Here is a 14,938-nt window from a genome sequence, read left to right as displayed (position 1 = left end):
GCGAATGAAAAGTCCGCCGTGTCCGAACCCCGGCGCCCCTTGCCCTTTCCTCTCTGCGCAAATATCCCACGGGGGTCCGGGGGTGTGAAACCCCCGGACCGACATCAGCCACAGGACCGGACATGACCCAGAAGATCGCCCTCGTCACCGGCGCCTCGCGCGGCCTCGGGTCTGCAATGGCCGAACAGCTGGCCCTGCGTGGCTGGCATGTGGTGGCGGTTGCCCGCACTGTGGGCGGCCTGGAGGATCTGGACGACAGGGTGAAGCGCGCGGGCCTGCCGGGCGCGGGCGGGCTGACCCTTGCGCCGATGGATGTGACAACCGACGATGCGATGCGCCATCTGTGCCGGTCGATCCATGACCGGTGGGGCGGGCTTGGCCTGTGGGTCCATGCCGCGATTCATGCCGCGCCTCTTGCCCCGGCGGGTCACATCGACCCGAAGGACTGGGACAAGTCCATCGCAACCAACACCCGTGCCACGGGGATGCTGATCCCTATGGTTGAACCGCTGCTGCGCGCCCATCGGGGCACGGCCCTGTTCCTTGACGATCCCCAGGCAGGAAAACCCTTCTTCGGCGCCTATGGCGCGACGAAAGCTGCCCAGATTGCCCTTGCACGCAGCTGGCAGGCCGAGACGGCGAAACACGGGCCCAGGGTCATGATCCAGACACCGGCGCCCCTGCCCACCGCCACCCGTGCCCGCTTCTTCCCGGGTGAAGACCGCGCAAGGCTCGCCGACGTCCAGGCAGAAGCCGCGCGTCTGCTCGACCTGCTCTGAGACCGGGGCTCTTCCGCCCTGACGGGCGTCATCGCCCGCGAGTAGGCCCCTCAGGGCCGAAGAGCGGCCCCTAGGGCAGCATCGATCGCCGACCACAGTGCCTCGACCGGTTCGATCCCGACCGAAAGGCGGATGAAACCCTCTGCCACTGCATCGCCCCAGCGCGCCCGGCGTTCCGCTGCCGAATGCGTGGCGCCGAAGCTGGTTGACTGAGCCAGCAACGGACAGGCCGCAAGGAAACGCTCCGCCAGCCCGGCATCGGCCAGCTCGAAGCCGATCAGAAAGCCGCCATTGGCCATCTGCCCGCCCACGGCCCAATGCGACGCATCGCCAGGCAAGCCGGGATAGCGCAGCCCCTGCACGGCCGGATGCGCCGCCAGCCGCCCGGCGATCACCGCGGCCGAGGCGCACATCCGTTCCAGCCGCAGCTCCAGCGTCTCGATCCCACGGTGAACCAGAAAGGCCTCGAACGGCCCCGGAATCGCACCCGCCATGCGCCGCCAGTCGCGCACCCGAGCCATGAGCGCGAAATCACGCCCCGCCACATGGCCGAAAAGCACATCTGAATGCCCCGCCGGGGCCTTGGTATCGGCGGCGACCACCAGATCACAGCCCAGATCCAGCGGGCGCTGCAACAGCGCCGTCATCGTGGTATTGTCGGCGATCACCCTGGCGCCTGCGGCCTTTGCCCGGGCCGCCACCTCGGCAATGTCCACCACATCCAGCCCCGGGTTCGATGGCGTCTCAAGATAGACCACCGCAGCGCCAGAGAAATCGGTCGTGGCATAATCGCGGGTGGCGATCTGCACGACCTCGATTCCCAGCGGCACCAGGAAGCCGTCGGACAGGATGCGCGTGACATAGTACCCGTCAGCGGGAATCACCAGGCGGTCCCCGACCTTGAGCGTGGCGAACAGTGCAGCCGCGATGGCCGCCATGCCGGAAGGGAATCCCGCAACCTCGGCCCCTTCCAGTATCGCAAGCTGCGCCTCGACTGCATCCCAGCTGGGGTTGCCATTGCGGCCGTAGAACTGCCCGCCAGACTGCACGGTGGGCAGATGGAAGGTGGCCGAGGCGACGATTGGCGGCACGATCGGGTCGCCCTGCCCCAGCGCCGGCTTGCGATGATGCAGAAGCCGCGCAAAGCGGGCGGCGGTGTCGTCGGTCAATGCCGTCACTCCAGCCGGGCCGGGAAGCCTGGGGCGCGCAGATCGGTGTGCAGCAGATCCTCCAGCAGTTTCGCAATCATCGGCGACTGCGCATCGCCGCCATAGGCCGCCCGGGCGGCGATGTAGGTCTGATTTGTCATGCTGGCGAGGTCGAGCGGAACACCGAATTCCTTGCCGAACTCCAGCGCAAAGCCCAGATCCTTCAGTGCCAGGTCGATATTGAAGGCGATGTCGTAGCTGCCGTTCAGGATCAGCGCGCCTTCGGTCTCGTGTACAAAGGAATTGCCGGACGAGGCCTTGATCGCATGCCAGGCCTGAGCGAGGTCAAGCCCCCCTCGCCTTGCCAGCATCAGCGCCTCGGAGGTGGCCTTCAGGTGGATGAAGGCCAGCATGTTGGTGATGACCTTGATGATCGACGCGCTGCCCAAGGGGCCCATGTGGAAGATCTTGTCGCCCATCGCCTGCATCGCGCCGTGATGCAGGTCGAACAGGTCGCGGTCGCCACCGGCCAGCATGGTGATCTTGCCCTGATGTGCCAGATGAACCCCGCCAGTCACCGGCAGTTCCATCATGCGCACCCCCGCTTCGGCAGCGATGGCGGCAAGGCGCAAGACCTCGTCTCGGCCAAGGGTGGACATCTCCACCCAGCTTGCCCCGGACTTCATGTGCGGCAGGATGTTGCGCAGCACCTTTTCCGAAACGGCCGGGGATGGCAGGCAGGTGATGACATGATCAACCGCCGCCGCCAGATCCTGAGCGCTGTCGGCCAGCGTCGCGCCTGCGGCGACAAGCGGTGCGGCAAGGGCGGGATTCAGGTCGAAGACCGTGACCTTGAATCCTGCCTTCACCAGACAGCCGGCGCATGCGGCCCCGAGATTGCCAAGGCCGATATATCCGTAATGCATGATGTCCCCGATCGGATGGGGGCGGGACCGGCCCGCCCCGTAATGGCCGGTCTCAGGCCTCGCCGTAGCCGACGATGCCCTTGACCTCACAGAAGTCGTGGATGCCCCAGTCGGCATATTCGCGTCCGTTGCCGGACTGCTTGTAGCCGCCGAAGGGGGCGAAGGTGTCCCAGTCGGGATAGTTCAGGTTTACCGTTCCGGCGCGCAACTTCCGCGCCACGGGCCTTGCTTCCTCAACCGGGCCAGCGATGTAGGCGGCAAGGCCATAGACCGTGTCATTGGCCTGGGCGATGGCGTCCTCGATGCTGTCATAGGGTTGGATCGCCAGCACCGGGCCGAAGATCTCTTCCTTCGAGATGGTCATCGAATTGACCACATCGCCAAAGACCGTGGGCCGCACGAACCAGCCGCGGTTCAGGTCGGCCGGCCGGCCGAGGCCGCCCGTGACCAGCGTGGCGCCCTCGTCGATCCCGGCCTGGATCAGGCGCTGGACCTTTTCGAACTGCAGCTTCGACACCAGCGGGCCCATCTCGGTAGCCTCGTCGCGCGGATCGCCGACCTTGATCTTGTCCGCAGCCTCCTTCGCGATCTTCAGCGCCTCTGCCTGGCGGTCACGCGGCACCAGCATCCGGGTCGGTGCGTCGCAGGACTGACCGGTGTTCGACATCACCGCAGTGACGCCGGCAGAGATGGCCTCGGCCAGATCGGCCGTGGGCAGGATGATGTTGGGCGACTTGCCGCCCAGTTCCTGGGCCACGCGCTTGACGGTAGGCGCGGCCGCCGCGGCAATCGCGGTTCCGGCGCGGGTCGAGCCAGTGAAGCTGACCATGTCCACTTCGGGATGTTCAGACATCCGCGCACCGACCTCGGGCCCCGCGCCATGAACCAGGTTGAACACCCCCGGCGGTACGCCTGCATCATGGCAGACCTGCGCAAAGAGCGTGCCCGAAAGCGGCGCGATTTCCGAAGGTTTCAGCACCATGGTGCAGCCGGCAACCAGGGCCGGGGCCACCTTGCAGGCAATCTGGTTCATCGGCCAGTTCCACGGCGTGATCAGCGAACAGACACCGATGCCTTCATGGATGATCCGCGTCGTGCCGCGGTTGTATTCCCATGCGAATTCCTCGGCCGCCTTGATCGTGCTTTCGATATGCACCTGCCCGGCCCAAGCCTGGGCATTGCGCGCCCATGTGATCGGGGCGCCCATCTCGGTGGACATGACCTGGGCGAAATCCTCGTATCGTTCGTTGTAGATCTCGAGGATGCGCTTCAACAGGGCGATGCGCTCTTTCACAGGGGTGTAGGTCCAGCCGTCAAAGGCGGCGCGGGCCGCGGCGATGGCGCGGTCGGCATCTTCGCGGTTGCCCATGGCGACTTCGCAGACGATTTCCTCGGTCGCCGGGTTTTCGACGCCCATCCGGGCCTTCGAAATGGGGTCCACCCACTGGCCATTTATATAGAATTTCAGCATGTTGGCGGGGATCATTCAGACCTCACTTGAAGTAGATGTTGAAGCGGGCGCGGATCGCGCGGTCGATCTCTGGGTCAACGCGGCAACCGGCTTTCGACAAGATATGGTTCTTCCGCGCAATGGCGGTGTCAAGCAGAAGCGGTTTGCCTGCCTCTGTCCATTCCTTGGGCGACATTCTGTTGGCCGTTTGCGGATAGATGTACTCGGTCTGCATCAGCCTCAGCGTCTGGTCCGACCCGAGGTAATGCCCGGGCCCGCCCAGACAGACCTCTTTCATCGCGTCGATGCTTGTGGTGTCAGGGGTCACGTCGATTCCCCGCACCAGCCGCATCGCCTGGCCCAGCAGGTCATCGCCCAGGATCAGGCTTTCCAGACAGAACCCCAGCAACGAGGCATGCATCCCAACCGCCTCATAGCACATGTTCAACCCCGCAAGGCCCGCCAGCGCGTTGGTGATGCCCTGCTCCCATCCGGCCTGCATGTCGGGCAGCTTCGAGTCGCTGATCCCGCTGGCTGCTCCGCCCGGAAGGCCATAGAACCGGTGCATCTGCGCGCATCCTGCCGTCAGCAGCGCCTGCTCGGCCGACCCGCCCGACATGGCGCCCGTTCTCAGATCGGAAACAAATGGCCAGGTTCCGAAGATTGCCGGCGCACCGGGCTTGATGGCGTTCACATAGACCACGCCCGCCAGGCATTCGGCCACCGCCTGCACGATGGCCAGCGCGATCGGCGCAGGTGCGGTGGCTCCGGCCTGCCCGGCCGACAGTAGCAGCATCGGCATACCCCGCCGGACACAATCTTCCATCGTGACGCAGGATTCCTCGGCGAATTTCATCGGCGGCACGACGAAGCAGTTGGAATTGCTGACAAAGGGGCGTTCAAGCCACTTCTCCTCGCCGCCCGCGACCATGTAGATCATCTCGAAACAATCGGCGACATGCGAGGGGTCGGAAAAACTGGTGCCCACATGCTTCACGGTGCCGGCCAGGCAGGCGTAAAGCGTATTCAGATCCATCTCTCGGTTATCCGCCACATCGCGGCAGACCATGGTGCGCTGGTAGAAGTTGATGTTGTCCAGGTTGTCCACCAGCCGCGCCGCATCATAAAGATCCTGCGCGGTGCTGTCCCGATACTCCAGCGTCACCGGATCGACGACATGCACCGCCGCACCTGCCGTGCCGTAATGCACGTTGCTGCCGGAAAGGTGAAGGTCGTGCCTCGGGTCTCGGGCGTAAAGCGTTATGTCGCGTGCCGCAATGGCCAGCATGTCCTCGACGAGGGCGCGGGGAAAGCGGATACGGCCATCCTCGCCCAGTATCGCGCCGGCTTCGGTCAGGATCTTCACGCCCGAGGCGGGGGCCTGACTGAGGCCGATCTGTTCCAGCGCATCCAGTGCCGCAGCGTGAATCTGCTGAACGCCCGCATCGGTCAGGGGCTTGTATTGCCCCCCGGGAAGGCCGGCACGTACGGGACGGATGTCCTCGGCCAGCGGCGCGGACCGCAGCGCCACGCGGGCCTGTCGGCCCCCGGCGCGGCGGGCGCGGGCCGGTTCGCAGGTCTCGCCCGGAAGGTCGGAGAGCTCGGTCATGCCTTTATCCTTTCAGAGTTCGGATCGTGCATCGGGACAAGCGAGGCGATGGCCTCGTGCCGCCGGCCTGCCACCTCGATTTCATAGCGCGACGACAGGATGTCGTCGTCGGTCTGGCCCTTGGCGGGCACATAGCCCATGCCGATGGCCCCGCCGAGGAAGTGGCCATAGTTGCCGCTGGTCACGGGTCCGACGATCCTGCCGTCGCGGACTATGGCCTCGTTATGGAACAGCAGGGCTTCGGGATCCTTCAGCCGGAACTGGACCATGCGCCGGTCAAGGCCCTGCTGTTCCTTGCGCAGGACCGCCTCGCGCCCGATGAAGGCGGGCTTCTTCCGACTGACGGTGAAGCCGAGGCCGGCTTCCAGGACATGATCCTCGTCGGTGATGTCGTGACCCCAGTGGCGGTAGGCCTTCTCGATCCGGCAGGAGTCGAGCGTGTGAAGGCCGCACAGCTTCAGCTCGGGCGCGGCCTCCATCAGGGTCTCGAAGACATGGGCGGTCTGGTCGGTCGGTATGTACAGCTCCCACCCCAGCTCTCCGACATATGTGACGCGGTGGGCGCGGGCGAGGCCCATGCCGATCTCGATTTCCTTTGCCATACCAAACGGATGCGCGGCATTACCGAAGTCGTTCGGAGAAACTCTGGACAGAACCTCCCGCGCCTTCGGCCCCATCAGGCACAGGACGGATTCGGCTGCCGTGACATCGGTAATCACGGCGAAATCCTCGCCCACACGGGCGCGCATCCAGGCGAGGTTGCGTTGCAGTGTGGCGCCCGGAACAACGGCAAGGAAGGCGGTCTCGGAAAGGCGGGTCACGGTAAGATCAGCCTCTATCCCCGCGCGATCATTGAGGAACATGGTATAGACGATGCGGCCTTCGGGCACATCCACCTGCGCCGAACAGATGCGGTTCAGGAAGCGGCAGGCATCGCGCCCTTCCACGCGGATCTTGCCGAAGCTGGTCATGTCGAACAGGCCCGCACCGGTGCGCACGGCCATATGTTCGGCGCGCTGGTTGTCGAACCAGTTCTGTCGCTTCCAGGAATAGCGGTATTCCCGCTCCTGCCCCGGGTTGGCGAACCAGTTGGCACGTTCCCAGCCGGCGACCTCGCCGAAGACCGCACCGCGCGCCTTCAGATGTTCGTGAATCGGGCTGCGCCGGACACCGCGAGCAGTGGCCATCTGCCGGTAGGGGAAATGGTCGGCGTAAAGCAGCCCAAGGGTTTCGCTGACCCTTTCCTTCAGATAGCGGCGGTTCTTCTGGAAGGGCTGGGCGCGGCGGATGTCAACTTCCCACAGGTCGAAGGGCGGCTCGCCTTCGGTGATCCAGTGCGCCAGCGCCTGACCGGCCCCGCCCGAACTGACGATCCCGATGGAATTGTATCCGGCGGCGATCCAGTATCCCTTCAGTTCCGGTGCCTCGCCCAGGTAGTAGCGGTCGTCGGGGGTGAAACTTTCGGGGCCGTTGAAGAAGGTGTGGATTCCTGCGGTCTGGAACAGCGGCATCCGGTGCGTCGCCATTTCCAGGATGGGCATGAAATGCTCCCAGTCCTCGGGCAGGGTGTCGAACTCGAAATCGGGCCGGATGCCGTCCATCCCCCAGGGCTTGGCCTTGGGCTCGAAGGCGCCCAGCATCATCTTGCCGGCATCCTGCTTGTAGTAGGCGCATTCGTCGGGCACCCTGAGAACGGGCAGCTCGCCCAGGCCCTCGATCGGTTCGGTGACCAGGTAGAAGTGTTCGCAGGCATGCAACGGCAGGGTGACACCGTTCTGCGCCGCAAGGTCGCGCCCCCACATCCCGCCACAGTTCACGACGATGTCGGTCTCGATATGGCCCGGTCCCTCGGCCGTTTCGTAATCCACCCCGGTGACGCGGCCATTGGCGGTGGTCACGCGCGAAACCCGCGTCATCTCGAAAATCTGGGCCCCCCGCATCCGGGCGCCCTTGGCCAGGGCCATGGCGATGTTGGCCGGGTCGCACTGGCCGTCCAGCGGCAGGGCGACGGCCCCGACAACGCCCTCGATGTTCAGATGCGGATAGCGCGACTTCACCTCTGATGGCGAAATTTCGTGCACCTCGACATCGAAGATTCGCGCCACCGTTGCCTGCCGCAGCAGTTCCTCATGCCGTTCGGCCGTCAGCGCCACCGAAATGGACCCCACCTGCCGCATTCCCGTGGCGACCCCGGTCTCGGCCTCGAGCCCGCGGTAGAGATCGGCAGAATATTTCGCCAGTCGGGTCATGTTGGCGCTGCCGCGCAACTGCCCGATCAGCCCCGCCGCGTGCCAGGTCGTGCCGCTGGTCAGCTTGCGTCTTTCCAGCAGAACCACATCGGTCCAGCCCGCCTTGGCCAGATGATAGGCCACCGAACAGCCGGAAACGCCACCACCGATGACAACGGCGCGCGCTTTCGAGGGGACGCTCATGGAAGTGCCTCCGAGGGAACAAGGACAAGTTTGCCGGGATAGCGCCCCGTCGCCAGATCGGCCTGCGCCTGGGCGATGTCGCGCAAGGGGTAGGTCTTCGAGACGACCGGCCGGACCCCGCCAGAGTTGATGATGGAAACAAGACGCGCGAAGACCTCGCGCGGCTGGTGGGTGGCGCCGAAAAGCGTGAGGTCGTTCAGATAGACGCTGCGCAGATCCCCGCTGACCAGGGGTCCGCCGACCGCGCCAGAAGTGGCATAACGGCCCCCGGGTCGCAGAGCATCAAGGCGCGCCTGGAAACCGTCGCCGCCGACGACATCGACCACAACATCGAAAGCCCGCGCCGGCGGCGTTGCCTCGCGCGGCAGGATGGCCGCCCCAAGCGCACGCAGCGGGGCCGATTTCGCCGGACTGCACTGCGCCGTGACTTCGGCCCCGCGCAGCAGCGCCAGTTGCACCGCAGCCAGCCCCACCCCGCCCGAAGCGCCAGTGACCAGCACGCGTTCGCCCCGGGCAACTTCGGCACGGGACAGAAGGTTTTCCGCCGTGCCATAGGCGCAGGGCATGGCGCCGATCTCGATGTCTGTCAGGGGTGAGGCCGAGACATCATGCAGATGGCGCGCCTTCACCAGGCAATAGTCGGCAAAGGCCCCGTCGAATTCTGATCCGATGGACGCAAAGTTGATCGGGTTTTCGCGGGTCGGCTCGTGCTGGTTCGTCGGGCAGATGACGCGGGCGCCCAGCGAAAGCCCCCCGACACCTGGCCCAAGCGCCACGATCCGCCCGCAGAGGTCTGAACCCTGGATGCGTGGAAAGACCAGTTCGCCCGCCCAGCCCGACTTGCGATCCCCACTGCCGTACCAGCCAAGCCGGGTGTTGATGTCGGTCATGTTGACACCGGCCGCCAGAACCCTGACCAGCACCTCGCCAGGGCCTGGCCGGGGCACGGGCAGGTCATCGCGCCACACAAGCATTTCCGGCCCGCCGTGACCAACGAGCTGCACAGCCGACATCGTGGCCGGAACCCCGTTCATGCCCGGATACGCTCGTTCTTGGCGTCCCAGGCCGTGCCGTCGGGCAGAACGGTCGCCTTCACCCTGTCGCCGAAGATCTCGACCTCGACCTCGGTCCCCGGCACTGCCAGATCTGCCCGGAGCATTCCAAGCGCCATCGAATGTCCAACCCGATAGCCCCAGGCGCCCGAGGTCGTCTCGCCAACAACCTGCCCCTGATGCCAGAGGGTGGACATGTAGGGCGCGTCGCATTCGCCGGCCTCGACCTTCAGGCTGACAAAGCGCTTCCTGACCCCCCGCTGCTTCTCGGCCAGCAGGGCCGCCTTGCCGGGGAAGTCGTGGTTCCAGTCGATGAACCGGTCAAGCCCGCCTTCCAGCAGGGAATAGTCGGTCGAAAGATCGCCCTTCCAGGCGCGATAGCCCTTTTCGATGCGAAGGCTGTTCAGTGCCTTCATCCCGAAGGGTTTCGCACCGCCAGCCAGCAGCGCATCAAAGATCGCGGGGGCATCAGCGCGGTCGCAGTGGATCTCCCAGCCAAGTTCCCCAGCGAAGGAGACGCGCACCAGCGCCACGTCCTTTCCTGCAACCTTCGCCTCCTGCACCGACAACCAGGGCAGTGTCAGATCGCCCTCGCTGATTGAGGCCAGCAGGTCGCGCGACTTCGGGCCGGTGACGATGAAGCAATGCACGCGGTCCGACCAGTCCTGCAACTCCACACCCTCGGGCAGGCCCTTGCGCAGAAGGTCGGCATCGTGGGACTGCGCCACTGCGGCAGTAATCAGCCCCACATCCTCGTCGCTGGCCGGAATGCAGGTCATCTCGGTCACGATGCGCCCGCGGTCATCGGCGAAGTAGATCAGCCCGATCCTCCCCGGCTGGGGCAGTCTGGATGCCGTCAGCCGCGCCAGATGCGCCCGCGCGCCGGGGCCAACAAGCCTGAGCCTGGTGAAGCCCGGCAGGTCGAGCACGCCGACCCCGTCACGCACCGCCTCGCATTCAGCGCGGATGCGCGGCTCCCACGGGCCTGCGCGGCCCCAGGTCTGGGTCGCCTCCCAGCTCGTGTCGTCGCCGGGAGCCGCGAACCATTCGGCGCGCTCCCAGCCGTTGTAGGGCGCGAACTGGGCGCCGAGCGCCTTGAGCCGGTCATGAACCGGCGAAAGCTTGCGGTCGGGCGCGGCGGGCCAGCGGGCCATCGGGAAATGCATGGCATATTCGTGGCCATAGACCTCCATGCCCTTCTGCACGCAGTAGTCGTGATCCTCCCAGCCGGTGAAGCGGCGCGGGTCGCAGGACCACATGTCCCATTCGGTGCCGCCTTCGGTCACCCATTCCGCCAGCACCTTGCCCGCTCCGCCCGCCTGGCAGATGCCGAATGTGAAGACGCAGGCCTCGAAGGCGTTCGGCACGCCCGGCATGGGCCCGATCAGCGGGTTGCCGTCCGGCGTATAGGGGATCGGGCCGTTGATGACCTTCTGCAGCGCCGCCTTCTGCAACAGCGGCACCCGCGCCATGGCATCGTTGATGTGCCATTCCAGCCGCTCCAGATCGTCGGGGAAAAGCTGGAAAGAAAAGTCCTCGGGCATCGGGTCGTCGGGCGTGGCCCAATGCGCGCGGCAGGGGTTCTCGTAGGGGCCGAGGTTGAAGCCCATCTTCTCCTGCCGAAGGTAGTAGGAGGAGTCCACGTCGCGCAGGAGAGGCAGCTTGTGGCCCACTTCCTTCGTCCAGGCCTCCAGTTCCGGGATAGTATCGAACAGCAGATACTGGTGGCTCATCACCATCATCGGCACGCGGCGGCCGAACATCGCCCCCACCTGGGCCGCATAGTAGCCCCCCGCGTTCACCACGTATTCCGCGCGGACCTCGCCCTTGGGGGTGGACAGGATCCAGGCGCTGCCGGTCCACTTCGCCGCCGTCACTGGGCAGAACCGTTCCACCCGCGCGCCCATTTGCCGGGCCCCCGCCGCGAGGGCCTGGGTCAGCTGCGCGGGGTCGATGTCGCCGTCATAGGGGTCATACAGCGCCCCGGTCAGATCGTGCGTCTCGACGAAGGGATATTTCGACCGGATCTCCTCTGGCGACAGGATGTCAAGATCCATCCCCTGATAGCGGCCCATGCCGACGACGCGGCGGAACTCCTGCAGCCGTTCCTTCGAGTGGCCCAGGCGCACCGACCCGGTCACATGGTAGTTCATCGGATAGTTCACCGCCTCGCCGAGGCCCCGGTAAAGGCCCGCCGAATAACGCTGCATGTTCATGATCGACCAGCTGGCCGAAAAGGTCGGCACGTTGCCCGCCGCATGCCAGGTCGATCCGGCGGTCAGCTCGTTCTTCTCCAACAGGATGCAGTCCGTCCAGCCCGCCTTGGCCAGGTGATACAGTGCCGAGGCCCCGACCGCCCCGCCCCCGATGATCGCCACCCGTGCAGATGCAAATTCCGCCATCGCCGCCTCCCCTTTGCGGCGCCACTATCCGCCGCAACTCGCCCGCTTTCAATTCGGTCGGAACCGGGCTATTGATCGGGAAAATCGATCAAGACCTCTTGCTGCTTTCCAAGACTCTCTGGGGGCTCGGGGGGCGAAGCGCCCCCAGGGGGCAGGCACAGGGCAAAACCGATGCAGATCGACCTTCTCGACACCTTCCTCGACCTTGCCGAAACCCGCAGTTTCCACCGCACGGCGGAACGGCTGCGGATCACGCAATCCACCGTCTCGGCCCGGGTCGCGGCGCTGGAACAGGCGGTGGGCTCGCGGCTTTTCGACCGGTCGCGCGCGGGCACGGACCTCACGCCCGAGGGCAAGCGCTTTGAGCCGCATGCCCGCGCCCTGCGCCATGAATGGAACGAGGCGCAGCGGCGGATCAAGATCCCGCAGGGCGCGCAGCATCTGTTGCGGCTGGGCATCCAGAACGACCTGGCGGCGGTCTATCTGGGCGACTGGGTGGCCGAGTTCCGCGCGGCCTTCCCCGAGACTGCCTTCTACATCGAGCCCGACTACTCCAACCAGATGTGCGCCGACCTGCTGACCGGCATTCTCGACTTTGCGGTGATGTTCTCACCCAAGCCGCATCCCGACCTGCATTTCGACAGCGTGGGCGAGGTGACCTACCGCATGATCTCGACCGAAACCCCGCGGCTGGCCGAGGTCAGGTCCGACCGCTTCGTCTTTGCCCACTTCTCGCCCGCCTTCGAGGAGATGCACCGCCAGACCACGCCGGACCTGGCGGGGGCGCCTGTCTCGGTCGGGCAGTCGGGGTCGGTCGTCTCGCTGCTGACGGCGATGGGCGGATCGGGCTATGTGCTGGCCAAGACGGCGTCGGATCTGATAGCGGGCGGCCGGTTCATGGCCGTCAAGGACGCGCCCGACCTGCGCCAGCCGGTCTTTGCCGCGATTCACATCCGCCATCGCACCCTGCCCCTGCATCGCCGGCTGACCCAGCTGGTCGCCCGGCATTTCCGCTGAACCGGCTCGGTGCGCAGTTGCGGGCCCTCGCCCAAGGCACCGGCAAAGACCGACCGCAGGGAAGTCATGAACGGCGGGTCAGAAGGTCATCTGCACCCGATGCCCCGGCGCGTGGGCCAGCCGCACCAGCGTCACCGGTCCCGTGGTGCCGTGCGTGGTCCGTTCGGCCACCAACAGCGGCGTGCCGGGCGCCATGCCCATCACCTCGGCCTCGCGTGGGGTTGCCGGTTCCGCAGTGAAGGCAATGTCGCCAGAAACCAGGCTGACGTGCGTGACCAGCCATTCGTTCGCGCTGACTGCGGCAAAATCGGGCGGGGGCGCAGGCAGAATGGCCGGGTTCAGCCATCGCGTCTCAAGCACGAAGGGGCGTCCCCCGGCAAGGTGCAGCGTCTCGAGATACCGCATTGCCGTGCCTTCGGGCAGGCCGAGCCGGGCGGTAACAGGGATGGGTGCGCGTTCCACGCGGTCGGCAAGCAGCTTGAAATCATAGGTCAGCCCCCGGCCCAGCACATCCAGCCGGATCACCGGAATTTCCAGGCGGGCGCGCCGCACCGGCAATTCCGCAACCCGTGTCCCGGCCCGCTTCTTGCGCTCTATCACCCCCGCCTCGGCCAGATCGCGCATTGCGCGGTTCACCGTGGCACGGGCGACACCGAACTCCTCGGCCAGCGCCTCCTCTCCCGGAATCAGGGCGCCAGGCGGCCATTCGCGCGCGCGTATGCGGCGCAGCACCTCGGCCCGGATCTCCTCCCAGCCCAGCGTCACAGCGCGTCCCTCAGGCGGCGCATGGTGGCGCGGAAACGCTGGGCCACGGCCTCGCGGGCGATGTGGTGCCCGCCCCGCACGACATGTCGTCCGGCGGACCAGAGGTCCGTGACCAGCCCGTCGCGCCCGGCGAAGATCACGGCATCCAGGAGCCGGTCGCCTTCCAGCCCCTCGAGCCGCAGATCGCCGGTGTCCAACGCCACCAGATCGGCCCATTCGCCCACCGCGATCACGCCGCGCCCGCGCCCCGCCGCCTGCGCGCCGCCCCGCGCGGCCTGGTCCCAGAGAAGCCGCCCGGTGGAACGCTCATCGGCCATCACCGCCCGCGCCCTGTGGCCAAGCCTCTGGGAATATTCCAGAAGCCGCAACTCCTCGGCCAGCGAGATGCGGACGTTGCTGTCGGTGCCCACCCCGAAGATCCCGCACGCCGCAAGCCAGCCCGGGCCGTCGAAGATGCCGTCGCCCAGGTTCGCCTCGGTGATCGGGCACAGCCCCGTGACCGCCCCGGTGCGGGCCAGCGCGGCGGTCTCGGCGGGCGTCATCTGGGTGGCATGGATCATGCACCACCGGGCATCGAGGGGCAGGTTCGCGCAGGCCCATTCCACCGGGCGCGCGCCCCAGGCGGTGCGGACCTCCTCGACCTCGGCCACCTGTTCGGCGATGTGCATGTGGATGGGGCCCTGCGTCATCCCGGCCACGCGGGCCAGCGTCTCGCGGCGGACCGCGCGCAGCGAATGGGGCGCGACGCCCAGCACCACGTCAGGCAAGTCGGAGAGCGCCCGCCCCGCCCCTTCCAGCAGCGCCGCAAAGACCTCGGGCGAGGAGCCGAAGCGCAGCTGCCCGCCCGTGAGGGCCCGCCCGTCCACCCCGCCCTGTTCGTAGATGACCGGCAGATGCGTCAGGCCAAGCCCGGTTTCCCGCGCCGCCTCGGCGATGCGGGCGGACATCTCGGCCGGGTCGGCATGGGTGCCGCCCCCGACCGGATGGTGCAGGTAGTGGAATTCGCAGACCGCCGAAAACCCGGCCTCGGCCATCTCGACCATAGCCTGCGCGGCGATGGCCTGCATGTCCTCGGGGGAAAGCCGGTCAAGAAAGCGATACATCAGCGCGCGCCAGGTCCAGAAACTGTCCTGCCCGGCGGTACGGCCTTCGGTCAGCCCGGCCATGGCACGCTGGAAGGTGTGCGAATGCAGGTTCACCGGAGCGGGCAGCAGGACACCGTGCCCCTGCCCCGGCACCCCGGCCGTCACCTCGGCAATGCGCCCCCCCTCCACGCGGATGCGGACATCCCGCGCCCAACCGTCGGGCAACAGGGCAGAGGTGGCGTGAAGGATCATGGTGACTCACTTGACTTGCAT

At 66.5% G+C, this 14,938-nt stretch carries 11 protein-coding genes; 2 read left to right on the top strand and 9 right to left on the bottom strand.

From position 1 onward, the window contains the following. Positions 1–122 precede the first annotated feature (122 nt). A complete protein-coding gene (locus EYB42_RS06395) occupies positions 123–779 on the top strand; it encodes an SDR family NAD(P)-dependent oxidoreductase (protein ID WP_135449038.1) in 657 nt (218 codons plus the stop codon). Between the two features lie 50 nt (positions 780–829). Here EYB42_RS06395 and EYB42_RS06390 read toward each other — a convergent pair whose 3' ends face one another. Genes EYB42_RS06390 through EYB42_RS06360 form a run of 7 tightly spaced genes read right to left on the bottom strand, consistent with a single transcriptional unit; the run spans position 830 to position 11,798 of the window. Continuing rightward, positions 830–1,948 carry a cystathionine gamma-lyase gene (locus tag EYB42_RS06390; RefSeq protein ID WP_135449037.1) on the bottom strand — a complete coding sequence of 373 codons (1,119 nt, stop codon included), beginning with the start codon at positions 1,946–1,948 and terminating at the stop codon, positions 830–832. 5 nt (positions 1,949–1,953) lie between these two features. Then, on the bottom strand, positions 1,954–2,853 hold the full coding sequence (locus tag EYB42_RS06385; RefSeq protein ID WP_135449036.1) for an NAD(P)-dependent oxidoreductase: 900 nt from the start codon (positions 2,851–2,853) through the stop codon (positions 1,954–1,956). Positions 2,854–2,905: 52 nt separating this feature from the next. Continuing rightward, the gene (locus EYB42_RS06380) at positions 2,906–4,339 is read right to left on the bottom strand and encodes an aldehyde dehydrogenase family protein (protein ID WP_135449035.1); all 1,434 of its coding nucleotides are present in this window, start codon (positions 4,337–4,339) and stop codon (positions 2,906–2,908) included. Positions 4,340–4,346: 7 nt separating this feature from the next. After that, the gene (locus EYB42_RS06375) at positions 4,347–5,912 is read right to left on the bottom strand and encodes a trimethylamine methyltransferase family protein (protein WP_135449034.1); all 1,566 of its coding nucleotides are present in this window, start codon (positions 5,910–5,912) and stop codon (positions 4,347–4,349) included. Further along, a complete protein-coding gene (locus tag EYB42_RS06370; protein ID WP_135449033.1) occupies positions 5,909–8,344 on the bottom strand; it encodes a GcvT family protein in 2,436 nt (811 codons plus the stop codon). The genes EYB42_RS06375 and EYB42_RS06370 overlap by 4 nt, the downstream gene beginning before the upstream one ends. Next, complete coding sequence (locus tag EYB42_RS06365) at positions 8,341–9,378, bottom strand: zinc-binding dehydrogenase (protein WP_135449032.1); 1,038 nt, start codon at positions 9,376–9,378, stop codon at positions 8,341–8,343. Before EYB42_RS06365 ends, EYB42_RS06370 begins: the two co-directional genes overlap by 4 nt. Continuing rightward, positions 9,375–11,798, bottom strand: coding sequence for a GcvT family protein (locus EYB42_RS06360; RefSeq protein ID WP_135449031.1), 2,424 nt, complete (start codon positions 11,796–11,798; stop codon positions 9,375–9,377). Before EYB42_RS06360 ends, EYB42_RS06365 begins: the two co-directional genes overlap by 4 nt. 171 nt (positions 11,799–11,969) lie before the next feature. Between EYB42_RS06360 and EYB42_RS06355 the strand changes: the two genes are divergently transcribed. Beyond that, positions 11,970–12,815 carry a LysR family transcriptional regulator gene (locus EYB42_RS06355; RefSeq protein ID WP_135449030.1) on the top strand — a complete coding sequence of 282 codons (846 nt, stop codon included), beginning with the start codon at positions 11,970–11,972 and terminating at the stop codon, positions 12,813–12,815. Between the two features lie 78 nt (positions 12,816–12,893). On the opposite strand, the gene EYB42_RS06350 is transcribed toward EYB42_RS06355, so the two are convergent. Together EYB42_RS06350 and EYB42_RS06345 are read right to left on the bottom strand one after the other, a co-directional pair. Then, positions 12,894–13,580, bottom strand: a complete 687-nt coding sequence (locus tag EYB42_RS06350) for a GntR family transcriptional regulator (RefSeq protein ID WP_135449029.1) — start codon at positions 13,578–13,580, stop codon at positions 12,894–12,896. Further along, a complete protein-coding gene (locus EYB42_RS06345) occupies positions 13,577–14,917 on the bottom strand; it encodes a formimidoylglutamate deiminase (RefSeq protein ID WP_135449028.1) in 1,341 nt (446 codons plus the stop codon). The genes EYB42_RS06350 and EYB42_RS06345 overlap by 4 nt, the downstream gene beginning before the upstream one ends. Between the last annotated feature and the right edge of the window lie 21 nt (positions 14,918–14,938).

The organism is Tabrizicola caldifontis, assembly GCF_004762095.1.
GTDB classification, from domain to species: Bacteria; Pseudomonadota; Alphaproteobacteria; order Rhodobacterales; family Rhodobacteraceae; genus Tabrizicola; species Tabrizicola caldifontis.
The sequence above is the reverse complement of the archived record's forward strand: the minus strand, read 5'-3'. Positions and strand labels throughout refer to the sequence as shown.